The 16703-nt window shown below is 53.3% G+C and carries 15 protein-coding genes and 1 other RNA gene; 10 read left to right on the forward strand and 6 right to left on the reverse strand.

What is annotated here, in order from left to right:
- Positions 1–48: 48 nt before the first annotated feature.
- Entirely contained in the window at positions 49–795 is a 747-nt protein-coding gene (locus TALK_RS10065) for a YebC/PmpR family DNA-binding transcriptional regulator (RefSeq protein WP_085618814.1), read from the reverse strand.
- Positions 796–1291: 496 nt separating this feature from the next.
- On the opposite strand from TALK_RS10065, the gene TALK_RS10070 reads away from it, so the two are divergent.
- Both TALK_RS10070 and TALK_RS10075 read left to right on the forward strand, forming a co-directional pair.
- Positions 1292–3463, forward strand: coding sequence for a methyl-accepting chemotaxis protein (locus TALK_RS10070; protein ID WP_085618428.1), 2172 nt, complete (start codon positions 1292–1294; stop codon positions 3461–3463).
- Positions 3464–3877: 414 nt separating this feature from the next.
- Positions 3878–6097 carry a methyl-accepting chemotaxis protein gene (locus tag TALK_RS10075; RefSeq protein ID WP_085618430.1) on the forward strand — a complete coding sequence of 740 codons (2220 nt, stop codon included), beginning with the start codon at positions 3878–3880 and terminating at the stop codon, positions 6095–6097.
- A 97-nt stretch (positions 6098–6194) separates the two neighbouring features.
- On the opposite strand, the gene TALK_RS10080 is transcribed toward TALK_RS10075, so the two are convergent.
- From TALK_RS10080 to TALK_RS22340, 5 genes are all read right to left on the reverse strand, one after another.
- Entirely contained in the window at positions 6195–7010 is an 816-nt protein-coding gene (locus TALK_RS10080; protein WP_085618432.1) for a TIGR00282 family metallophosphoesterase, read from the reverse strand.
- 114 nt (positions 7011–7124) lie between these two features.
- A non-coding RNA gene (ssrS, locus tag TALK_RS10085) (6S RNA) lies at positions 7125–7285 on the reverse strand.
- Between the two features lie 60 nt (positions 7286–7345).
- The gene (locus tag TALK_RS10090; protein WP_085618434.1) at positions 7346–7699 is read right to left on the reverse strand and encodes a cell division protein ZapA; all 354 of its coding nucleotides are present in this window, start codon (positions 7697–7699) and stop codon (positions 7346–7348) included.
- 5 nt (positions 7700–7704) lie between these two features.
- Complete coding sequence (locus tag TALK_RS10095) at positions 7705–7971, reverse strand: hypothetical protein (RefSeq protein WP_085618436.1); 267 nt, start codon at positions 7969–7971, stop codon at positions 7705–7707.
- 18 nt (positions 7972–7989) lie between these two features.
- A complete protein-coding gene (locus TALK_RS22340) occupies positions 7990–8124 on the reverse strand; it encodes a hypothetical protein (protein ID WP_281251294.1) in 135 nt (44 codons plus the stop codon).
- Positions 8125–8454: 330 nt separating this feature from the next.
- Here TALK_RS22340 and tkt point away from each other — a divergent pair, with 330 nt between their 5' ends.
- The 8 genes from tkt to TALK_RS22345 all read left to right on the forward strand — a co-directional run bounded on the left by tkt (position 8455) and on the right by TALK_RS22345 (position 16703).
- Entirely contained in the window at positions 8455–10437 is a 1983-nt protein-coding gene (gene tkt / locus TALK_RS10100; protein WP_085618437.1) for a transketolase, read from the forward strand.
- Positions 10438–10550: 113 nt separating this feature from the next.
- A complete protein-coding gene (gene gap / locus TALK_RS10105) occupies positions 10551–11558 on the forward strand; it encodes a type I glyceraldehyde-3-phosphate dehydrogenase (RefSeq protein WP_085618439.1) in 1008 nt (335 codons plus the stop codon).
- A 92-nt stretch (positions 11559–11650) separates the two neighbouring features.
- Positions 11651–12373, forward strand: a complete 723-nt coding sequence (locus tag TALK_RS10110; protein ID WP_085618441.1) for a polyamine aminopropyltransferase — start codon at positions 11651–11653, stop codon at positions 12371–12373.
- Positions 12374–12441: 68 nt separating this feature from the next.
- A complete protein-coding gene (locus TALK_RS10115) occupies positions 12442–12873 on the forward strand; it encodes a hypothetical protein (RefSeq protein ID WP_085618443.1) in 432 nt (143 codons plus the stop codon).
- Between the two features lie 50 nt (positions 12874–12923).
- Entirely contained in the window at positions 12924–13580 is a 657-nt protein-coding gene (thiE, locus tag TALK_RS10120; protein WP_085618445.1) for a thiamine phosphate synthase, read from the forward strand.
- Positions 13581–13783: 203 nt separating this feature from the next.
- Positions 13784–14350 carry an elongation factor P gene (efp, locus tag TALK_RS10125; RefSeq protein WP_085618447.1) on the forward strand — a complete coding sequence of 189 codons (567 nt, stop codon included), beginning with the start codon at positions 13784–13786 and terminating at the stop codon, positions 14348–14350.
- A 42-nt stretch (positions 14351–14392) separates the two neighbouring features.
- Entirely contained in the window at positions 14393–15202 is an 810-nt protein-coding gene (locus tag TALK_RS10130; RefSeq protein WP_211274800.1) for an inositol monophosphatase family protein, read from the forward strand.
- Between the two features lie 268 nt (positions 15203–15470).
- Positions 15471–16703, forward strand: a complete 1233-nt coding sequence (locus TALK_RS22345) for an OmpA family protein (RefSeq protein WP_085618449.1) — start codon at positions 15471–15473, stop codon at positions 16701–16703.

Here is a 16703-nt window from a genome sequence, read left to right on the forward strand (position 1 = left end):
GCCCGTCATTCAAAAGGCAATGACGGGCGTAAGCAAGCGTAATCAAATTTAGTTATCAAGGGCCGCGATGATTTCGTCGGTCCAATTAACATTGGTCCAGACGTTCTGGACATCATCGTTATCTTCAAGCGCATCAACAAGCTTCATGACGCTTTGGCCTTGCTCAACACTAACGTCGGCTTCGGTCACAGCACGGAATACCAATTTGGCGCTTTCTGGATCGCCGAATTTTTCGGTCAAAGCTTCACGCACGTTGTTAAGCTCTTCGATCTCGGTTTCGATAACGTGGTTTTCATCGTCCGATTCCGCATTGGCCGCACCGGCTTCAAGCGCAGCTTCAAACATCTCGTCGGCACTGGCTTTATCAGCCGGGTAAACGATTTCACCCAAACGGTTAAACATAAAGCCGACCGAACCGGTTTCACCAAGATTGCCACCGCTTTTGGCAAAGGCGGCGCGCACTTCGGATGCAGTGCGGTTGCGGTTATCGGTCAAAGCTTCGACCACGACGGCGACCCCGGCGGTGCCATAACCTTCGTAACGGACTTCTTCAAAATTATCGCCCTCGCCAGCACCGGTCGCCTTTTTAATCGCGCGATCGATGTTGTCTTTGGGCATATTCTGGCCGCGTGCGGCAACGATGGCCGCACGCAAACGCGGGTTACTGCTGATATCATCACTGATTTTCGCTGAAACCGTGATTTCACGGGCGAGTTTGGTGAAGATTTTGGCGCGCTTTTTATCCTGCGCGCCTTTGCGATGCATAATGTTCTTAAATTGGGAATGGCCGGCCATAACCTGAAACCTGTATTCTTGCGTGTTGTCAATCAGTGCAAATCGGGCACCGTGCCGGTGACTGCGGGATATTCCCAGACAGGCCGATCTCGCGATGTATTGCGCGCCAATCGATTGAACCGAAACGACCCGGACCGATTGACAGGCAGAAATTTCGACCGCTGCTATATCCTGTTTGCGGCTCAAGGTCCAGCCATCCATCAATTTGCCCTCCGCAGCAAACCAGAACGCGCCGAACTCACAATGGTTTCCACCGTAGCTTATGCAACCCAAGGATTTAAGGCGGAATTTCATTCACAAAACTGCTTACATGTTGCAGTTCTGCAAATAATATTTCAATAATGTCACTTAATAAGAAAAAGTACCTCTAAAGTATAGCTCTCTGGGGTTAACGAACCGGGCGACAAAAAACAACAGTCACAATGTTGCCTGATCCAAGAAATCCGATTGGACGCAGAAGCCGATCGGGGAAAACAGCACAAGAAGGTAGGACAGAATGGGAACTAAGTTCGGGGTCCAAAGCAAGCTTTTGATATCGTTTGCTTTGGTCGGATTAATGGCCGTGGTTTCGGCTGTTGTCGGTGCAGTCTCTTTCAATAAGTTTGGCGAAGCTCTTACCACTATCACCGAAGAAAAATTGCCGCCAATTGCCGCGGCCCAGCAACTGGCAACCGAAAGCGCGGAAATCGTTGCAATTGCACCGCGTATTGTGGCTGCCAGTTCGACAGACGAAGAACTGGCAATCAAGGAGGAACTTGATTTCCGCCTGCTGGAACTGGTCAACAAAATTGGCGAAATCGAAGCAACCGGCTTCATGCCAGAAGTTATTGCGACAATTAATGACAATCGTGTCCAGCTTCAGGAAAACCTTGGGAAGCTTCACGCTGTCACCCAGGAACGCTTTACGATTTCGACGGAAAAAGCCGAAAAGCTTAGCGAATTCCAGGATCTTGCCAAACGCTATGGCGACACCCTGAAACCGGTTCTGTCCTATACACAGAACGACATCGCACAGGGCAATGCCTATGCGAAATCGCTAAAAGACGATCCGTCGGCCCAATATACGGCCGACAAAGAAGAAGTGATGGCCAACTTCCTGAAAATGAACGATGCGATTGCCTCGCGCGCGCCCGTGCTTGAGATTGAGCGCCTTGGTTCATCAGCAGCGAACATGATCATCGCGTCAACGACAGAAACCCAAGCTGTTCGCCTGTCAATCATTCCGGTGCGTATTCGCGGCACCTATGCCGATGCTGTTGCCGCACTAGATTCCATTGCCAATGACCGTTTGAAAAATTTCTATGTCGAATTGATCGACAAAATGACCAAGCTTTCTATGGGCGAAGGCAGTCTGCCAGAATTGCGCAAGCGTGAGTTGGCCGCCGCCGAGGAAAGTCAGCGTCTGGTGATCCAGAGTGCGGAATTTGCCAACGCCATGCGTAATGGTGTTGCCGAAGTTGTTGCGGCCCTGAATGATGAAGTCGATCAGGCCGCCGCCCAAGCAAAAGTCGTCGAAAAACAGAGCCTGACCGCTTTGGCTGTTGTTGCCGCTGCGGCACTTCTGATTTCGCTTCTGATCTATATCATCTATGTCCGGGGCAATCTGTTGCGCCGTCTGGCGGGCTTGCAGAACACCATGGTCACATTGGCCGATGGCAATCTGGATGTCGAAGTGCCGGTCAAAGGCAATGATGAAATCACGGCCATGGGCCGTGCGGTGGAAATCTTCAAGGAAAACGCCATCAAGGTTCGTGAACTTCAGGCAGAAGAAGAACGCCTGAATCGCGAACGTAACGAGGCGCTTCGTGACGAGCTTCTTACCCTTGCCGACACCTTGCAGAATGAAGTTGAAAGCGCCGTGGGTGAAATTGCCGCCCTTGCCGAACAGCTTCAGGGCGTATCAGGCCAGATGACCCATAGTGCCGAATTGGTATCAGGTCAGACCGAAGACGTCGCATCGTCTGCACAGGAAGCGACCGGCAATGTGGAAACCGTTGCTGCCGCAACCGAACAGCTTTCAGCGTCAAATGCGGAAATCAATCGCCAGATGGCGGAATCGACCCGCATTTCCAACAGTGCCGCCGACAAGGCCAAACAGACCAACGATCTGGTTGTCAGCCTGTCGCAATCGGCAAACCGCATCGGTGAAGTGATCGCATTGATTACCGATATCGCCGAGCAGACCAACCTTCTGGCACTGAACGCAACCATCGAGGCCGCACGTGCCGGTGACGCTGGCAAAGGCTTTGCCGTTGTTGCCGCCGAGGTCAAGAACCTTGCCAATCAGACGGAAAAAGCGACCGAGGAAATTTCCGGTCAGATTTCCGGCATCCAGAAAGCAACAGGAGCATCGGTCACCGCGATCGAGGATATCGGCAAGATCATTGAAAACATCAATGAAATTGCTACCACAATCTCGGCTGCGGTCGAGGAACAGGGTGCGGCAACCGACGAAATCACCCGCAACGTTCGCGGGGCTGCCGATCGAACACGGGCGGTGTCGTCATCGATCAATGATGTGGCCAGTGAAACCGGTAAAACCGGCGAACTTTCCGGTCAGGTCCTGTCAACAGCACAGATCGCATCCGAAAAAGTCGAGCATCTGCGTTCACGGATTAACGGTATCCTTGAAGACCTGCGTCAGCAGGCACGTGACCGGGCTTCCTGATCGCACTGAACTGTCTTCTTGTATGAAAGGCCCGCCCCTTCGGCGGGCCTTTTTATTTGACCTGTCCCGTCCTTGTCACGTCCTGAAATACGTTGACGTTTTTAGGACGCCACAACCATCAAAATCGCATGCGCCGGTGATGGCAGGAATTCCGCGCAATACACCCAGTGTGCGAAATGAGAAATAATTAAATTAGAATACGTGCATCGCTGTGCTATATGATTGAATACTTTAAAAATAATAATAATTTCTGCCTTTCAGAAGGCTCATCTGTCGCGCCACCAGTTCGATATGATGGGCCCTCGAATGCGGAAACTATGGGAAGATTTCATCCAAGAAAGCCGAACGAACGCGCGTTACCGGTATGGTAGATTGCCGGGGCGCTGGTTATGCGTAATCGGAATTAGGTGAGTAATGGGAAAGACGATCAAATCTGAGAACCGCCAAAAGCCGGTCAGGAAGACCGCAAAAGGCTTTGGCGTTCAGGGGAAACTGGCAGCATCATTTGCGCTGGTTGGACTGATGGCTGTTGCGGCTGCGGCTGTGGCTGTCATATCATTCGACAAATTTGGTAACGGCCTTGCCGATATCACACACAGCAAATTGCCGCCGATGTTTTCGGCCCAGCAATTGGCAACGGACAGTGCAAAGATCGTGGCAATTGCACCACGTATCATCGCATCGAAAACACCGGACGCCGAACAAGCCATCAATACGGAACTCGATGCGCTTTTGACCGGGCTTGATGATAATGTCGCGCAACTGCGCGAAAGCAAACTGCAACCAGAAATCCTTGATGGCATTGATGCTAACAGTGCGAATTTGCGTGATGCCCTGCAACGCTTGCACGAAAGCACATTAAGCCGATTCGCCATCACCGAGGAAATCGCTGACAAGTTGAACAAGTTTCAGCAGCTAAGCGGGCGCTATAGCAGCATGATCACCCCACTTTTGTCCTTCACCCAGACGACGATCTCGGGGATCGATGCAACGGTCAAGGATCTGCAAAAATCGGGCGAGCCCCTGTCCTATGACGATCAGACACGTGCGGCCAAACTTTTGTTTGACCTTAACGATGCGGTTACTTCGCGCGGGCCCGTTCAACAACTGAGCCGCATGGGCAGCGATATCGTTAATACGATCCTGTCCGCGACCACGCTTGACGATCCAACCCGTCTTAAAGTGGTCAGCATGCAGGTCCGTGGCAGCTTTACCTCGCTGCAAAAACTGGTCGAAGGACTAGAGAACCAGAAACTCAAAAAGTTTTACACCAAACTAATCAGCGATATGCTGGAATTGTCGATTGGCGATAACAGTCTGCCGTCACTTCGCATCAAGGACCTTGAAGTCGCCGCCGCCCAGCAGGAAATTGTCGCTCAAAGCGCGCAATATGCCCTTGATATGGAAAACGGCGTAAAGGCCTTGGTCGAAAGCCTGCAATCAGATGTTGATCAGGCTGCCGGGTCCGCCCAGACATTGAATACACAAAGCTCACAGATCATGTATGGCGTCGCCGGGGCCGCAATCCTGATTTCGCTTCTGATCTATATTATTTATGTCCGTGGCAACCTGTTGCAACGTCTGGCCGGTTTGCAGGAAACAATGGTCACATTGGCCGATGGTAATCTGGATATCGATATACCGGTCAAAGGCAATGATGAAATCACGGCCATGGGCCGTGCGGTGGAAATCTTCAAGGAAAACGCCGTAAAGGTTCGCGAACTTCAGGCAGAAGAAGAACGCCTGAACCGTGAACGCAACGAAGCATTGCGGGACGAACTTCTTGGCCTTGCCGATACCCTGCAAGGTGAAGTTGAAAGTGCCGTGGGTGAAATAGCCACCCTTGCCGAACAGCTTCAGGGCGTATCGGGCCAAATGAGCCAGAGTGCCGAATTGGTATCAGGTCAGACCGAAGACGTCGCATCGTCTGCACAGGAAGCGACCGGCAATGTGGAAACCGTTGCTGCCGCAACCGAACAGCTTTCGGCATCAAATGCGGAAATCAATCGCCAAATGGCGGAATCGACCCGCATTTCCAACAATGCCGCCGACAAGGCCCAACAAACCAATGAACTGGTTGTCAGTCTGTCGCAATCGGCAAACCGCATCGGTGAAGTGATCGCATTGATCACCGATATCGCCGAGCAGACCAACCTTCTGGCACTGAATGCAACCATCGAGGCCGCACGTGCCGGTGACGCTGGCAAAGGCTTTGCCGTTGTTGCCGCCGAGGTCAAGAACCTTGCCAATCAGACGGAAAAAGCGACCGAGGAAATTTCCGGTCAGATTTCCGGCATCCAGAAAGCAACCGGAGCATCGGTCACCGCGATCGAGGATATCGGCAAGATCATTGAAAACATCAATGAAATTGCCACCACGATCTCGGCCGCGGTCGAGGAACAGGGTGCGGCAACCGACGAAATCACCCGCAACGTTCGCGGGGCTGCCGATCGAACCCGGGCGGTGTCGTCATCGATCAATGATGTGGCCAGTGAAACCGGTAAAACCGGTCAGTTGTCAGGTGAAGTCCTGACAACGGCACAGGATGCATCGCACAAGGTCGAAGCATTGCGATCCCGGATCGGTGGAATTCTGGAAGACCTGCGTCAACAGGCTCGCGATCGCGCGGCCTGATTGCCCCTGATAAAATACCAAAAGGCCCGTCAATTGGCGGGCCTTTTCGTTTTCCGGCCCCTTCATTAACAAGAACCGGCAATCCAAATTTCGATAATCAGGCGCTAGGCCAGCTGCCTTTAAGACGACCACCAATACGAACCGGTTCGATCCGTTTGGCCAGACCAGTGGCATCATCAGTTTCGACAAAAACACCACAGACGGTTGCGGTCCCTTCGGCAGGTTCAAACCGGCCCGCAGGCATTTTTGTCAGGAATTTACGGATCGAATTTTCTTTTTTCATCCCGATGACAGAATCGAAATCACCACACATACCGACATCGGTCTGATAGCCTGTTCCACCCGGCAAAATTTGGGCATCCGCCGTTGGCACATGAGTATGCGTGCCGACAACAAGCGAAGCTCGACCATCACAATGATGGCCAAACGCCATCTTTTCCGATGTGGTTTCAGCGTGAAAATCAATGATCATGGCATCGACGTTCTTGCCAAGCCTGTACTTGGAAAACAGCTTGTTCGCCCCCTGAAACGGGCAGGCAAGCGGATCCATATACAGACGCCCCATCATGTTAACGACGCAGACTTTCTTGCCTGAACGGGTTTTGAAAACATAATCGCCCTTGCCCGGCGTGCCATCGGGGAAGTTCCATGGACGCAGCAATTTTTCGTCTTCATCGATATAGGCGATGATTTCGCGCTGATCCCAAATATGATTGCCGGTGGTCAGAACATCCGCCCCGGCATCATAGAATTCCTTGCAGATTTTGGCGGTAACACCAAAACCATGCGCCGAGTTTTCCACATTCACCACAGCGATATCGACCGAAAGACGATCACGCAGCATCGGTAAAGTATCGAGTGCTGCCTTGCGACCGGATTGGCCAAGGACGTCGCCGAGATGGAGTAAGCGCATTGTAATTCCTGTTCCGCGTCATGACCGAAATCCAGACATGACTTTAAACGATGGTCCCTGCAGACGCACCGCATAATGCATTACGTAAAATCGAAGGGATATTCAATAAATCAAGTGGGAGCCACCACTGCCGTTGGCCATGTTGTAATTCCTCGTGACCTGCGTGTGCAGGTGGGCACCGTATAACGAGACCACGGCCTCGCCAGGGACAGCTCCCTAGAGAAATGAGCATCGGCCCCGGGAATTAGCGAACCTGACGAACAGGGCAGCCCCCGAATGTGCCGCTGCACCCGATCATCGCGAACGACGCATCGAAAACAGTCAGCATCCGGAACTTAGTCCTGAGAAAGCTTTTGCGCAATAGCTTCGATACGGTTAGCCATGCTTTCCATGTTTTCTGCCAACAAATCACCCTCGGCGGCGGCAATACTGCCCGGTTCGGGCGTGGTTTCCACCACGGCTGGCGTCGGAGCTTTACGCTGTTTTTCATGCATGTCACTGAGTTCATCAGCAATCAAAAGACTGGTCATCACCAAAAGTCGCTGTTCACCGATCTGGCCGACCGACCCGGCGATCTCACGCACCCGTTCATCAACATATTGCGCCAGATTTGTCAGACGCTCTTCCTGACCATCGTCACAAGCGACGTCATAGCTGCGCCCGTTAATTCGTACTGAAACCTGTGCCATGGGATTTATGCCTGCTTTTGTTCGCGATCATCTTCAAGAACCAAACGCAATTGCCCGACCGCGCCATCAAGGCGGGCGGATACAGTCTGGGTCGTCGAGGCGAGCTTATCATAATCCTGACGCAAGGCGGCCAATTGCCCCCGCAGGGCGTCGACTTCGTCGGATGCGGCGGACTGATTTCCGCTTTCCTGCACCAAACGCGACTCCGCAACGGCTTCAAGGCTGTTAATGGCCGCTTTCAGTCGTTCACTCGCTTCTAGCAAACGCGACATATTCAATATCCAGCTTTGTTAAATTACCCAATTGGCACGGGCATAAACCCCGTACCCGATCACAAGACGGGTGATCCTGCCAACCGACTTTGTCACGAAAAAGGCCGATTTATAGCGGATCAAAACACCATCGTCCGATAGATCACCCGGCACAATGGATCCCCGAAACCCGTTTGGAAACCCGCATCATGACAAGAAAGGCACCTATCTGCCGCCCCCTTGGACCGATCCGATACCAGACGTGCAGCACCGTCTGGCAACATAGGGGCTGACATCCCAATGCGTCAACATGCACCGATACCCTACAAGGTGTTTGTCGATTACGTTAACTGCAATTGCAGCAACCGGCGCAATTTTTCGACAGAAGCGGTTGACGAATACCCCTTGTTGCGGGCATGTTCCGCGCGAATTCCGTTTATATGAAATACCCGTCTTAAAAGTGTTTTCATCGCCCGACCGCGAAACCCCCAGGAACCGCATCACATGACGACGCAAGCAGAACACAACCGCATGGCCAATGCCATCCGCTTCCTTTCGGCCGACGCAGTCGAAAAAGCCAATTCCGGACATCCCGGCATGCCGATGGGCATGGCAGACGTCGCGACTGTTCTTTACTCCAAATTCTTGAAATTCGATCCGAAGCACCCGAACTGGCCGGACCGCGACCGTTTTATCCTGTCCGCAGGTCACGGTTCGATGTTGCTTTATTCGCTTTTACACCTGACCGGTTACGAAGATTTCGATCTGGATCAGATCAAGAATTTCCGTCAGATGGGTTCGCGCACGGCAGGCCATCCGGAATATGGCCACGGCCAGGGTATCGAAACCACCACCGGCCCGCTGGGTCAGGGTATTGCGACCTCGGTCGGTTTCGCACTGGGCGAACGCATCATGAATGCGCGCTTTGGCGATGATGTTGTCGATCACTTTACCTATGTGATTGCGGGTGATGGCTGCCTGATGGAAGGTATTTCCCAGGAAGCCATTTCGATGGCTGGCCACTTGAAACTGTCGAAACTGATCGTCCTGTTTGACGACAACGGCATTTCGATTGATGGTCCGACCTCGCTTTCGACCTCGGAAGACCACAAAAAACGTTTCGAGGCCGCTGGCTGGGACGTTCAGGAAATTGACGGTCACGATCCGGTTGCGATCGAAGCTGCAATCGCCAAGGCAAAAACCACCAAAACCCCGTCGATGATCGCCTGCAAAACCGAAATCGGTTTTGGCGCCCCGACCAAGGGTGGCACCTCGGCAACGCATGGTTCGCCACTTGGCGCGGCTGAGCTGGCCGGTGCACGTGAAAAACTCGGCTGGACAGCAGCGCCGTTTGAAATCCCGGCTGATGTGAAAGACGCATGGAAAGCTGCCGGTTCACGCAGCCAAGCTGATTTCAGCGCATGGGGTTCGCGTTTCGAAGGTCTTGAAGCATCGCTGAAAGACGAATTCGAACGTCGTATTGAAGGCAAACTGCCGGAAAACTGGATCGACGCGTTCACCGACTATAAAAAGCAGATCACAGCCGACCTGCCGAAAATCGCGACTCGCAAAGCATCCCAGAACGTTCTGGAAATCCTGACCAAGGCAATTCCGGAAATGATCGGCGGCTCTGCCGATTTGACCGGGTCGAACAACACCAAAACCGCCGTACAGGCTCCGATCACCGCCGAAGGCGGTTATAAAGGGGCCTATATCTATTACGGCATCCGTGAACACGGTATGGCTGCTGCAATGAACGGTTTGGCGCTGCATGGCGGTATTCTGCCATACGGCGGCACGTTCCTGGTCTTTACCGATTATTGCCGCCCGGCCATTCGCTTGTCGGCCCTGATGAACCAGCGCGTTGTCTATGTCATGACCCACGATTCCATCGGTCTTGGCGAAGACGGCCCGACCCATCAGCCGGTCGAACATGTCGCCGCCCTGCGTGCGATGCCAAATGTCACCGTGATCCGCCCCGCCGATGCGGTTGAAACCGCCGAAGCATGGGCCATGGCCATCACCAATGAAACCGGCCCGACCGTTTTGGCACTAACCCGTCAGAACCTGCCAACACTTCGTACCGAATATCGCGATGACAACCTTGTCGCACGCGGTGGCTATGTGATTTCCGATTGCGATGGTGATCGTCAGGTCACCCTGATCGCGACCGGTTCCGAAGTCGAAATTGCGGTTGATGCGCAGGCCAAACTCAAAGCCCAAGGCATCAATGCGGTTGTTGTTTCCCTGCCAAGCTGGGAACTGTTCGACGCACAATCGCCGGAATATCGCAAAGAAGTCCTTGGCAGCGTCCCGCGTATCGCCATCGAGGCCCTTTCGGTCTTTGGCTGGGAAAAATACGTTGGCGACACCGGCAAGGTGATCGGCATGCACGGCTTTGGTGCATCGGCCCCTGCCCCTGTCCTTTACGAGCATTTCGGTATCACCGCCGAGGCGCTGGTCAAAGCGGCCAAAGAACTCGTTTAATTCAAAGGGCCGGATCAGCGATTTACTGATCTGGCCTTTTTTCCTTTGGGTTTGAACCCTAAGTCGTGATTGATACACTCATGGTAGCAATCACTATAATTTTGGAGGAATGAATGGCTATTCGCGTAGCGATTAATGGTTTTGGCCGTATTGGCCGTCTGGTTCTGCGTTCCATCGTTGAAAGCGGCCGCACCGATGTTGAAGTCGTTGCCATCAACGACCTTGGCGATGTCAATACCAATGCACATCTTCTGAAATACGATTCCGTACACGGTGTTCTGGCCAACGACGTCAAAGCCGAAGGCAATGACCTTGTGATCGACGGCAAAGCCATCAAGGTGTGCTCGGAACGTGATCCGGCGAACCTTCCCTGGGCCGAACTGAAAGTTGATATCGCATTTGAATGCACCGGTATCTTCCTTGACGAAGCCGGCGCTGGTAAACACCTGACCGCAGGTGCAAAACGCGTTCTGATTTCTGCCCCGGCCAAAGGCGATATCAAAACTGTTGTTTACGGTGTCAACAGCGACAGCCTGACCGCATCGGACATCATCGTTTCAAACGCTTCCTGCACCACCAACTGCCTTGCGCCGGTTGCAGACGTTCTGAACAAGACCGTTGGTATCACCAAGGGCTTTATGACCACCGTTCACGCCTTTACTGGCGATCAGAACACGGTCGATAGCCTGCACAAGGATATGCGCCGTGCGCGTGCGGCATCGCTTTCGATGATCCCGACCTCGACCGGTGCTGCCAAGGCTGTTGGTCTGGTTTTGCCGGAACTGAACGGCAAACTTGATGGCACCTCGGTCCGCGTTCCGACCCCGAATGTCTCGATGATCGATCTGACCTTTGTTGCCGGTCGCGATACCACGGTTGATGAAATCAATGCTGCGATCAAAACCGCTGCCAATGGCCCGCTTAAAGGCGTTCTGGGCGTCAATGAAGCGCCGCTGGTTTCGATTGATTTCAATCACAACCCGAACAGCTCGACCTTTGATGCGACCCAGACCCAGGTTATCGGTGGCAACTTTGTTCGCATCCTGTCTTGGTATGACAACGAATGGGGCTTCTCGAACCGTATGAGCGACACCGCTGTCGCCATGGCGAAGTTCCTTTAATCTTCCGGCAGATGATCTGATTGGAAATGCCCGAAGTCGTGACTGCTTCGGGCATTTTCGTTTCTGCCCACCCGCCCGAAAGGACCCCGCCCATGAGCCTGTTGTTTAAAGAACTCGACTATCGGCCGACGGCAATGGGGGTTCTCAGTCTGCGCAGGCGGCGTGAATTGACCCTTGATATCGACGTCTATGAAATCAAGCTTGATGACGAATATCTGATGTCGAGCCTGTTTACAGATGCCGAAATTGCGCTGGCCGATCTTGGCCTTGCCGAACTTTCAGGCGACAATCTTGACGTCGTGGTCGGCGGACTTGGTCTTGGCTACACCGCCAAGGCGGCCCTTGATAATCCGGCGGTTGGCAAACTGGCCGTCATTGATACCTTGGCCGAAGTCATTGAATGGCATCAAAACGGATTACTGCCCCTTGGACCACAGCTTTCAGGTGATCCGCGCTGTTCACTCGTACATGGCGACTTTTTTGCTGCATCGCTGGCGCAAACGCTTGGTATGGATCCGGCCCGGCCCGATACCCGCCACGATGCGATCCTGCTTGATATTGATCATTCCCCGGCAAATGTCCTGCATCCCGATCATGCACGGCTTTATACCGAAGATGGCCTAAAACAACTTGCAAGCCATCTGACCCCGGGGGGGATTTTTGCCCTGTGGTCAACCGAACTGCCTGACCCGGCGTTCGAGGCCAAGCTCGCAACGGCCTTTGCCACCTATCGGTCCGATGTTATTACCTTTAAGCATCCGGTTCTGGACCGCGAAGATATCAATACGGTTTATGTCGCCCGCAAAGCCGCATAAGCGGAACGGATTACACATCACGGATCATCGCACTTGTATGCGGTACCCATCATGATAATTTTTGCAAAATGATGTCAGACAACCATTTGCTTATCCGCATTCACGGCATGGCCGGGGGGCAATCGGCCTGCCGGGTCATCGAGAATGGAAAAATCAAATTCCTGTCGCCAGAAAACGCCGGAATTGCACTTGGTGCACAGTGGTTTGCAACGATCCTGACCAATTTGCGCAAAGCTTTTCCAACGTGCGATATCCACGGCACCCTTGACTGCCGGGGGCGCCTTTCCTCTGCACTGGCGGCAATGGAAACCGGCATTGATGCCGTTCTGATCGACGCCGGTTCGCATGATTTGATGGCACAGATCGAAAGCCTTGGCGCGAAATCGGGATGCACGGTTATGCGCGACCTGCCCGCAACAGAACATGTTTATGAAACCGGCGATGATTACCTGCCAGCACAGGAACTAGATCGGCGGTTGGCGGCATTTTTGGCTCGGTGATTGCCAAAAGCGTGACCAAGGGTTACATGATACGCAGTTTTTGATCAGGAATAACCATTGTGAACGCTGACGACCAAACTGGCCTTTATCTTTTGACCCCGCCGAAAATCGATCTGGCTGTGTTTTCAGACCGCTTGAAATCCGTACTCGATACCGGGGCAATTGATTGTTTGCAGCTGCGCCTGAAAGACATTTCCGATGACGATGTCCGCAAGGCCATTGATGCAATCCTGCCGCTTTGCTCGGATCGCGATATTCCGCTGATCCTGAATGACCGTCCCGATATTGCAAAAAAATCGGGCTGCGACGGGGTTCACATTGGTGAAGACGACACCGGTTACGACGAAGCCCGCGCCATCATGGGCGACGAGCATATCGTTGGCGTATCTTGCTATGACAGTCGCCATCGCGCGATGGAACTGGGCGAAAAGGGTGCTGATTACGTTGCTTTCGGGGCGTTCTATCCAACCGAAACCAAAGAAGCCAAAACCAGCGTCACCCCGGAAATTCTTGAAATCTGGACGACCTTTACCACCGTTCCCTGTGTTGCCATTGGTGGCATCACCGCCGAAAACCTTGGCCCGATCGTAGCCGCAGGTGCCGATTTCATTGCGGTAACCGCCGGTGTCTGGAACCATCCAGATGGTCCGGAAGCCGGGGCAAAAGCAATCAAACTCGCAATTGCAACGGCCTTTGACGATCTGTAAGCGATCGCGTATTTTGGCGCCTTAACGGCTTTTTTCTTGGACAATTTGACACCAGCCATGCGCGAATGACGGTTTGCCATGCGCGCAAATCCTGATCAATCTGCTTGCAGCAAATTCACCAAACTGGTAGTTAGGCGCGACTTTAATGGGGCATGTACCCTGCTTACATCGTGAATCTGTGATCTGAAAGAACGGTTGGTGCCATGAAAATCAACGGCAACGAAATCCGTCCGGGTAACCTTATCGAACATAAAGGTGCCCTGTGGCGTGCGGTAAAATGCCAGGCTGTGAAGCCGGGTAAAGGCGGTGCGTTTAACCAGGTTGAGCTCAAAGACATTCGTAGCGGCACCAAGCTGAACGAACGTTTCCGTGCAACGGAAACCGTCGAACGCGTTCGTCTGGAACAGAAAGAATACAGCTATCTGTTTGCCGATGGTGACATGATCACCTTCATGGACAGCGAAACCTATGACCAGATCACAGTTAATTCCGAACTTGTTGGCGAACCGGTTGTATATCTTCAGGATGGCATGGTTGTTACAATCGAATCTTTCGACGACGAACCGCTTGCGGTGACGCTTCCGGAACAGGTTGTTTTCCAGATCGTCGAAGCCGATGCCGTCGTCAAAGGTCAAACCCAATCTTCTTCGTTCAAGCCAGCCGTTCTTGAGAATGGCGTTCGCGTTATGGTGCCGCCGCATATTGAATCCGGTACGCGCATCGTCGTGAACACCGTCGAAGGCACCTATGTCGAGCGCGCCAAAGATTAATCTGGCCGACACTTTTCACTTTTAAACACCGGGAGACGAACCGTGCGTGGTGCCGCCCGTCGTTCAGCAAATATCAATGTCATGTTCAAGGCCGTCGAAAAGGCAGCCTATGGACTTAAACGCGACTTCGGTGAAGTCGAAAACCTTCAGGTCTCAATGAAAGGCCCGGCAGATTTCGTATCGTCGGCCGATCTGCGAGCAGAAAAACGCCTGCGCGAAGAACTTGAACGTGCGCGTCCGGGCTATGGTTTCCTTCTGGAAGAAGGCGGCGAAATCAAGGGCTCCGATCCGGAGCATCGCTGGATCATCGATCCGCTTGATGGCACCACCAACTTCCTGCACGGCATTCCGCATTTTGCGATTTCCGTGGCCCTGCAAAAGGGTGACGAAATCATCGCTGGCATCATTTATGATGTCGCCAAAGATGAGTTCTTCTGGGCTGAGAAAGGCGTTGGCGCCTATCTTGATAACCGTCGCCTGCGCGTTTCGGGCCGTCGCCGCCTAAGCGAATGCGTTCTGGCCTGTGGTGTGCCCCATATCGGACATGGCGATCACGCCGTATTCGAAAAGCAACTGCATTCCATCATGGATCGTTGTGCCGGTGTTCGCCGTATGGGTGCCGCATCGCTTGATCTGGCCTATGTTGCGGCCGGTCGCTTTGATGGTTACTGGGAATCGCATATCAATTCATGGGACATTGCAGCAGGCCTGCTTATGATCACCGAGGCCGGTGGTTATGTCCGTGACGCCAAAGGTGGCACCAACATGCTTGGCACCGGAAGCGTCGTTGCCGCCAACGACTATATCCAACCGGTTCTGGCCAAAGCACTGAAAAAGGCTGTTACCGAGTAAGTATCAGCTTTTGTTACCGTTTTTTTAAAAGGGCATCCCTGCATTGGCACGGATGCCCTTTTTACATTCAGGCTCACAGACAAGGTCAAAGCGGTTGTTCATTATGTTGCTCTAAGCTATGGTGCTTGGGGTCTTCTGATCAAAATATCGGGCCTGACCAACAGGGATGGCACAATGAACAAAGAACACTGTGCCAAAAGATCGACACAAAACTGTGCATTATAAAATAATGTGTTCAAACACAGGGTATTAAGGGGCCTGCGATTTGATGATGGGGTATTCCAAGATTTCGGTGCTGGCATTAATGACAGCACTGGGTGGCAACCTGATTGCCAGCGGCAGCGCATCTGCGCAGCAATACACCCCCGTTTCTGTCAATGACAGCGTTCAGGTAAACTGGGACGTTGCGGATGGATTTGGCGGGCAGCCAACCGTACCTAACTATCTTTCACCCTCGGTTTCGCGTGATCATATTTCGGTGCCCGGCAGCGATCTGATCTTTCCGCAAACCCGTCCGCATTCCGAATTCCTTGCCGCAGATCGCTTTGCGCAGAATGTCGGTGGCACGTCTTATGATGACGGATTCGAAACCGTGGTAATTGACGGTTCGGGCGAAAATGGTATCCCGTCCCAATCACAGTTCTATGGCGTTCCGGGTATTGCAACCGCACAGCCGTTTGATGATGGCGCAAACCAGATCATCACCCTGCATCAACCAACACCAACTGCTGCACCTCGGGCCAAGCCAACCAAACAGGCCGCTCCGGCTGCGCAAATTGCAACATCCCAAAACACCGGCAATGCGCCGATGCCTCTTGCCAAACCCGCGCCGAAACCGGCAGCTGAATTGGCCGAAGCACCAATGGCCGAACCGGCTCCGACCGCCCCAAAGGTAGAAACCAAACCGGCACCGGTAGAACCACCAAAGGCACCGCCACTTCCGGCCAAGGAAACCAAACCGGCACCGCCGCCCCCGGCACCAACCCAGGTAATTCCGAATAAATCGAACGTGCCCGTGGCACCAAGCCCGGCACCCGATACCACCACATCGCCGCAAAAGATGCTTGAACAGCAATCGAACGCGGTACCAGCTGCCCCGGCACCTGTTGCTCCGGCACCAAAACCGGTGGCTGAAACCGCATCGGTTCCGCCTGCGACCAAGGACCCGGTTACATCTGTCCCATCGGGCAGTGGCGAATACAGTCTGGCATTTGGTTCGGGCAGTTTCGAATTGAACAACGCAGCCCGCAGCCAGCTTGACAACATCGTCAAAGCTATGGGCAGCGATGACAGCCTGCGCATTCAGCTTCAGGCCTATGCCGAAGGCGATTCAAACAACGCCAGCAAGGCACGCCGACTTTCGCTTTCGCGTGCATTGCAGGTCCGTTCCTATCTAATCGATAAAGGTGTGCGGTCCACCCGCATTGATGTCCGGGCGCTGGGCGCGAATGTGCAGTCCGGTCCGGCTGACCGTGTCGATATCAAAACCGTTCAACGCTAG

The organism is Thalassospira alkalitolerans (assembly GCF_002115745.1).
Taxonomy (GTDB): Bacteria; Pseudomonadota; Alphaproteobacteria; order Rhodospirillales; family Thalassospiraceae; genus Thalassospira; species Thalassospira alkalitolerans.

Excerpts from the sequence above, each read along its gene's own strand:
- TALK_RS10065 (WP_085618814.1), bottom strand. The coding sequence starts at position 795 with ATGGCCGGCCATTCCCAATTTAAGAACATTATGCATCGCAAAGGCGCG.
- TALK_RS10070 (WP_085618428.1), top strand. The coding sequence starts at position 1,292 with ATGGGAACTAAGTTCGGGGTCCAAAGCAAGCTTTTGATATCGTTTGCT.
- TALK_RS10075 (WP_085618430.1), top strand. The coding sequence starts at position 3,878 with ATGGGAAAGACGATCAAATCTGAGAACCGCCAAAAGCCGGTCAGGAAG.
- TALK_RS10080 (WP_085618432.1), bottom strand. The coding sequence starts at position 7,010 with ATGCGCTTACTCCATCTCGGCGACGTCCTTGGCCAATCCGGTCGCAAG.
- TALK_RS10090 (WP_085618434.1), bottom strand. The coding sequence starts at position 7,699 with ATGGCACAGGTTTCAGTACGAATTAACGGGCGCAGCTATGACGTCGCT.
- TALK_RS10095 (WP_085618436.1), bottom strand. The coding sequence starts at position 7,971 with ATGTCGCGTTTGCTAGAAGCGAGTGAACGACTGAAAGCGGCCATTAAC.
- tkt (WP_085618437.1), top strand. The coding sequence starts at position 8,455 with ATGACGACGCAAGCAGAACACAACCGCATGGCCAATGCCATCCGCTTC.
- gap (WP_085618439.1), top strand. The coding sequence starts at position 10,551 with ATGGCTATTCGCGTAGCGATTAATGGTTTTGGCCGTATTGGCCGTCTG.
- TALK_RS10110 (WP_085618441.1), top strand. The coding sequence starts at position 11,651 with ATGAGCCTGTTGTTTAAAGAACTCGACTATCGGCCGACGGCAATGGGG.
- TALK_RS10115 (WP_085618443.1), top strand. The coding sequence starts at position 12,442 with ATGATGTCAGACAACCATTTGCTTATCCGCATTCACGGCATGGCCGGG.
- efp (WP_085618447.1), top strand. The coding sequence starts at position 13,784 with ATGAAAATCAACGGCAACGAAATCCGTCCGGGTAACCTTATCGAACAT.
- TALK_RS22345 (WP_085618449.1), top strand. The coding sequence starts at position 15,471 with ATGATGGGGTATTCCAAGATTTCGGTGCTGGCATTAATGACAGCACTG.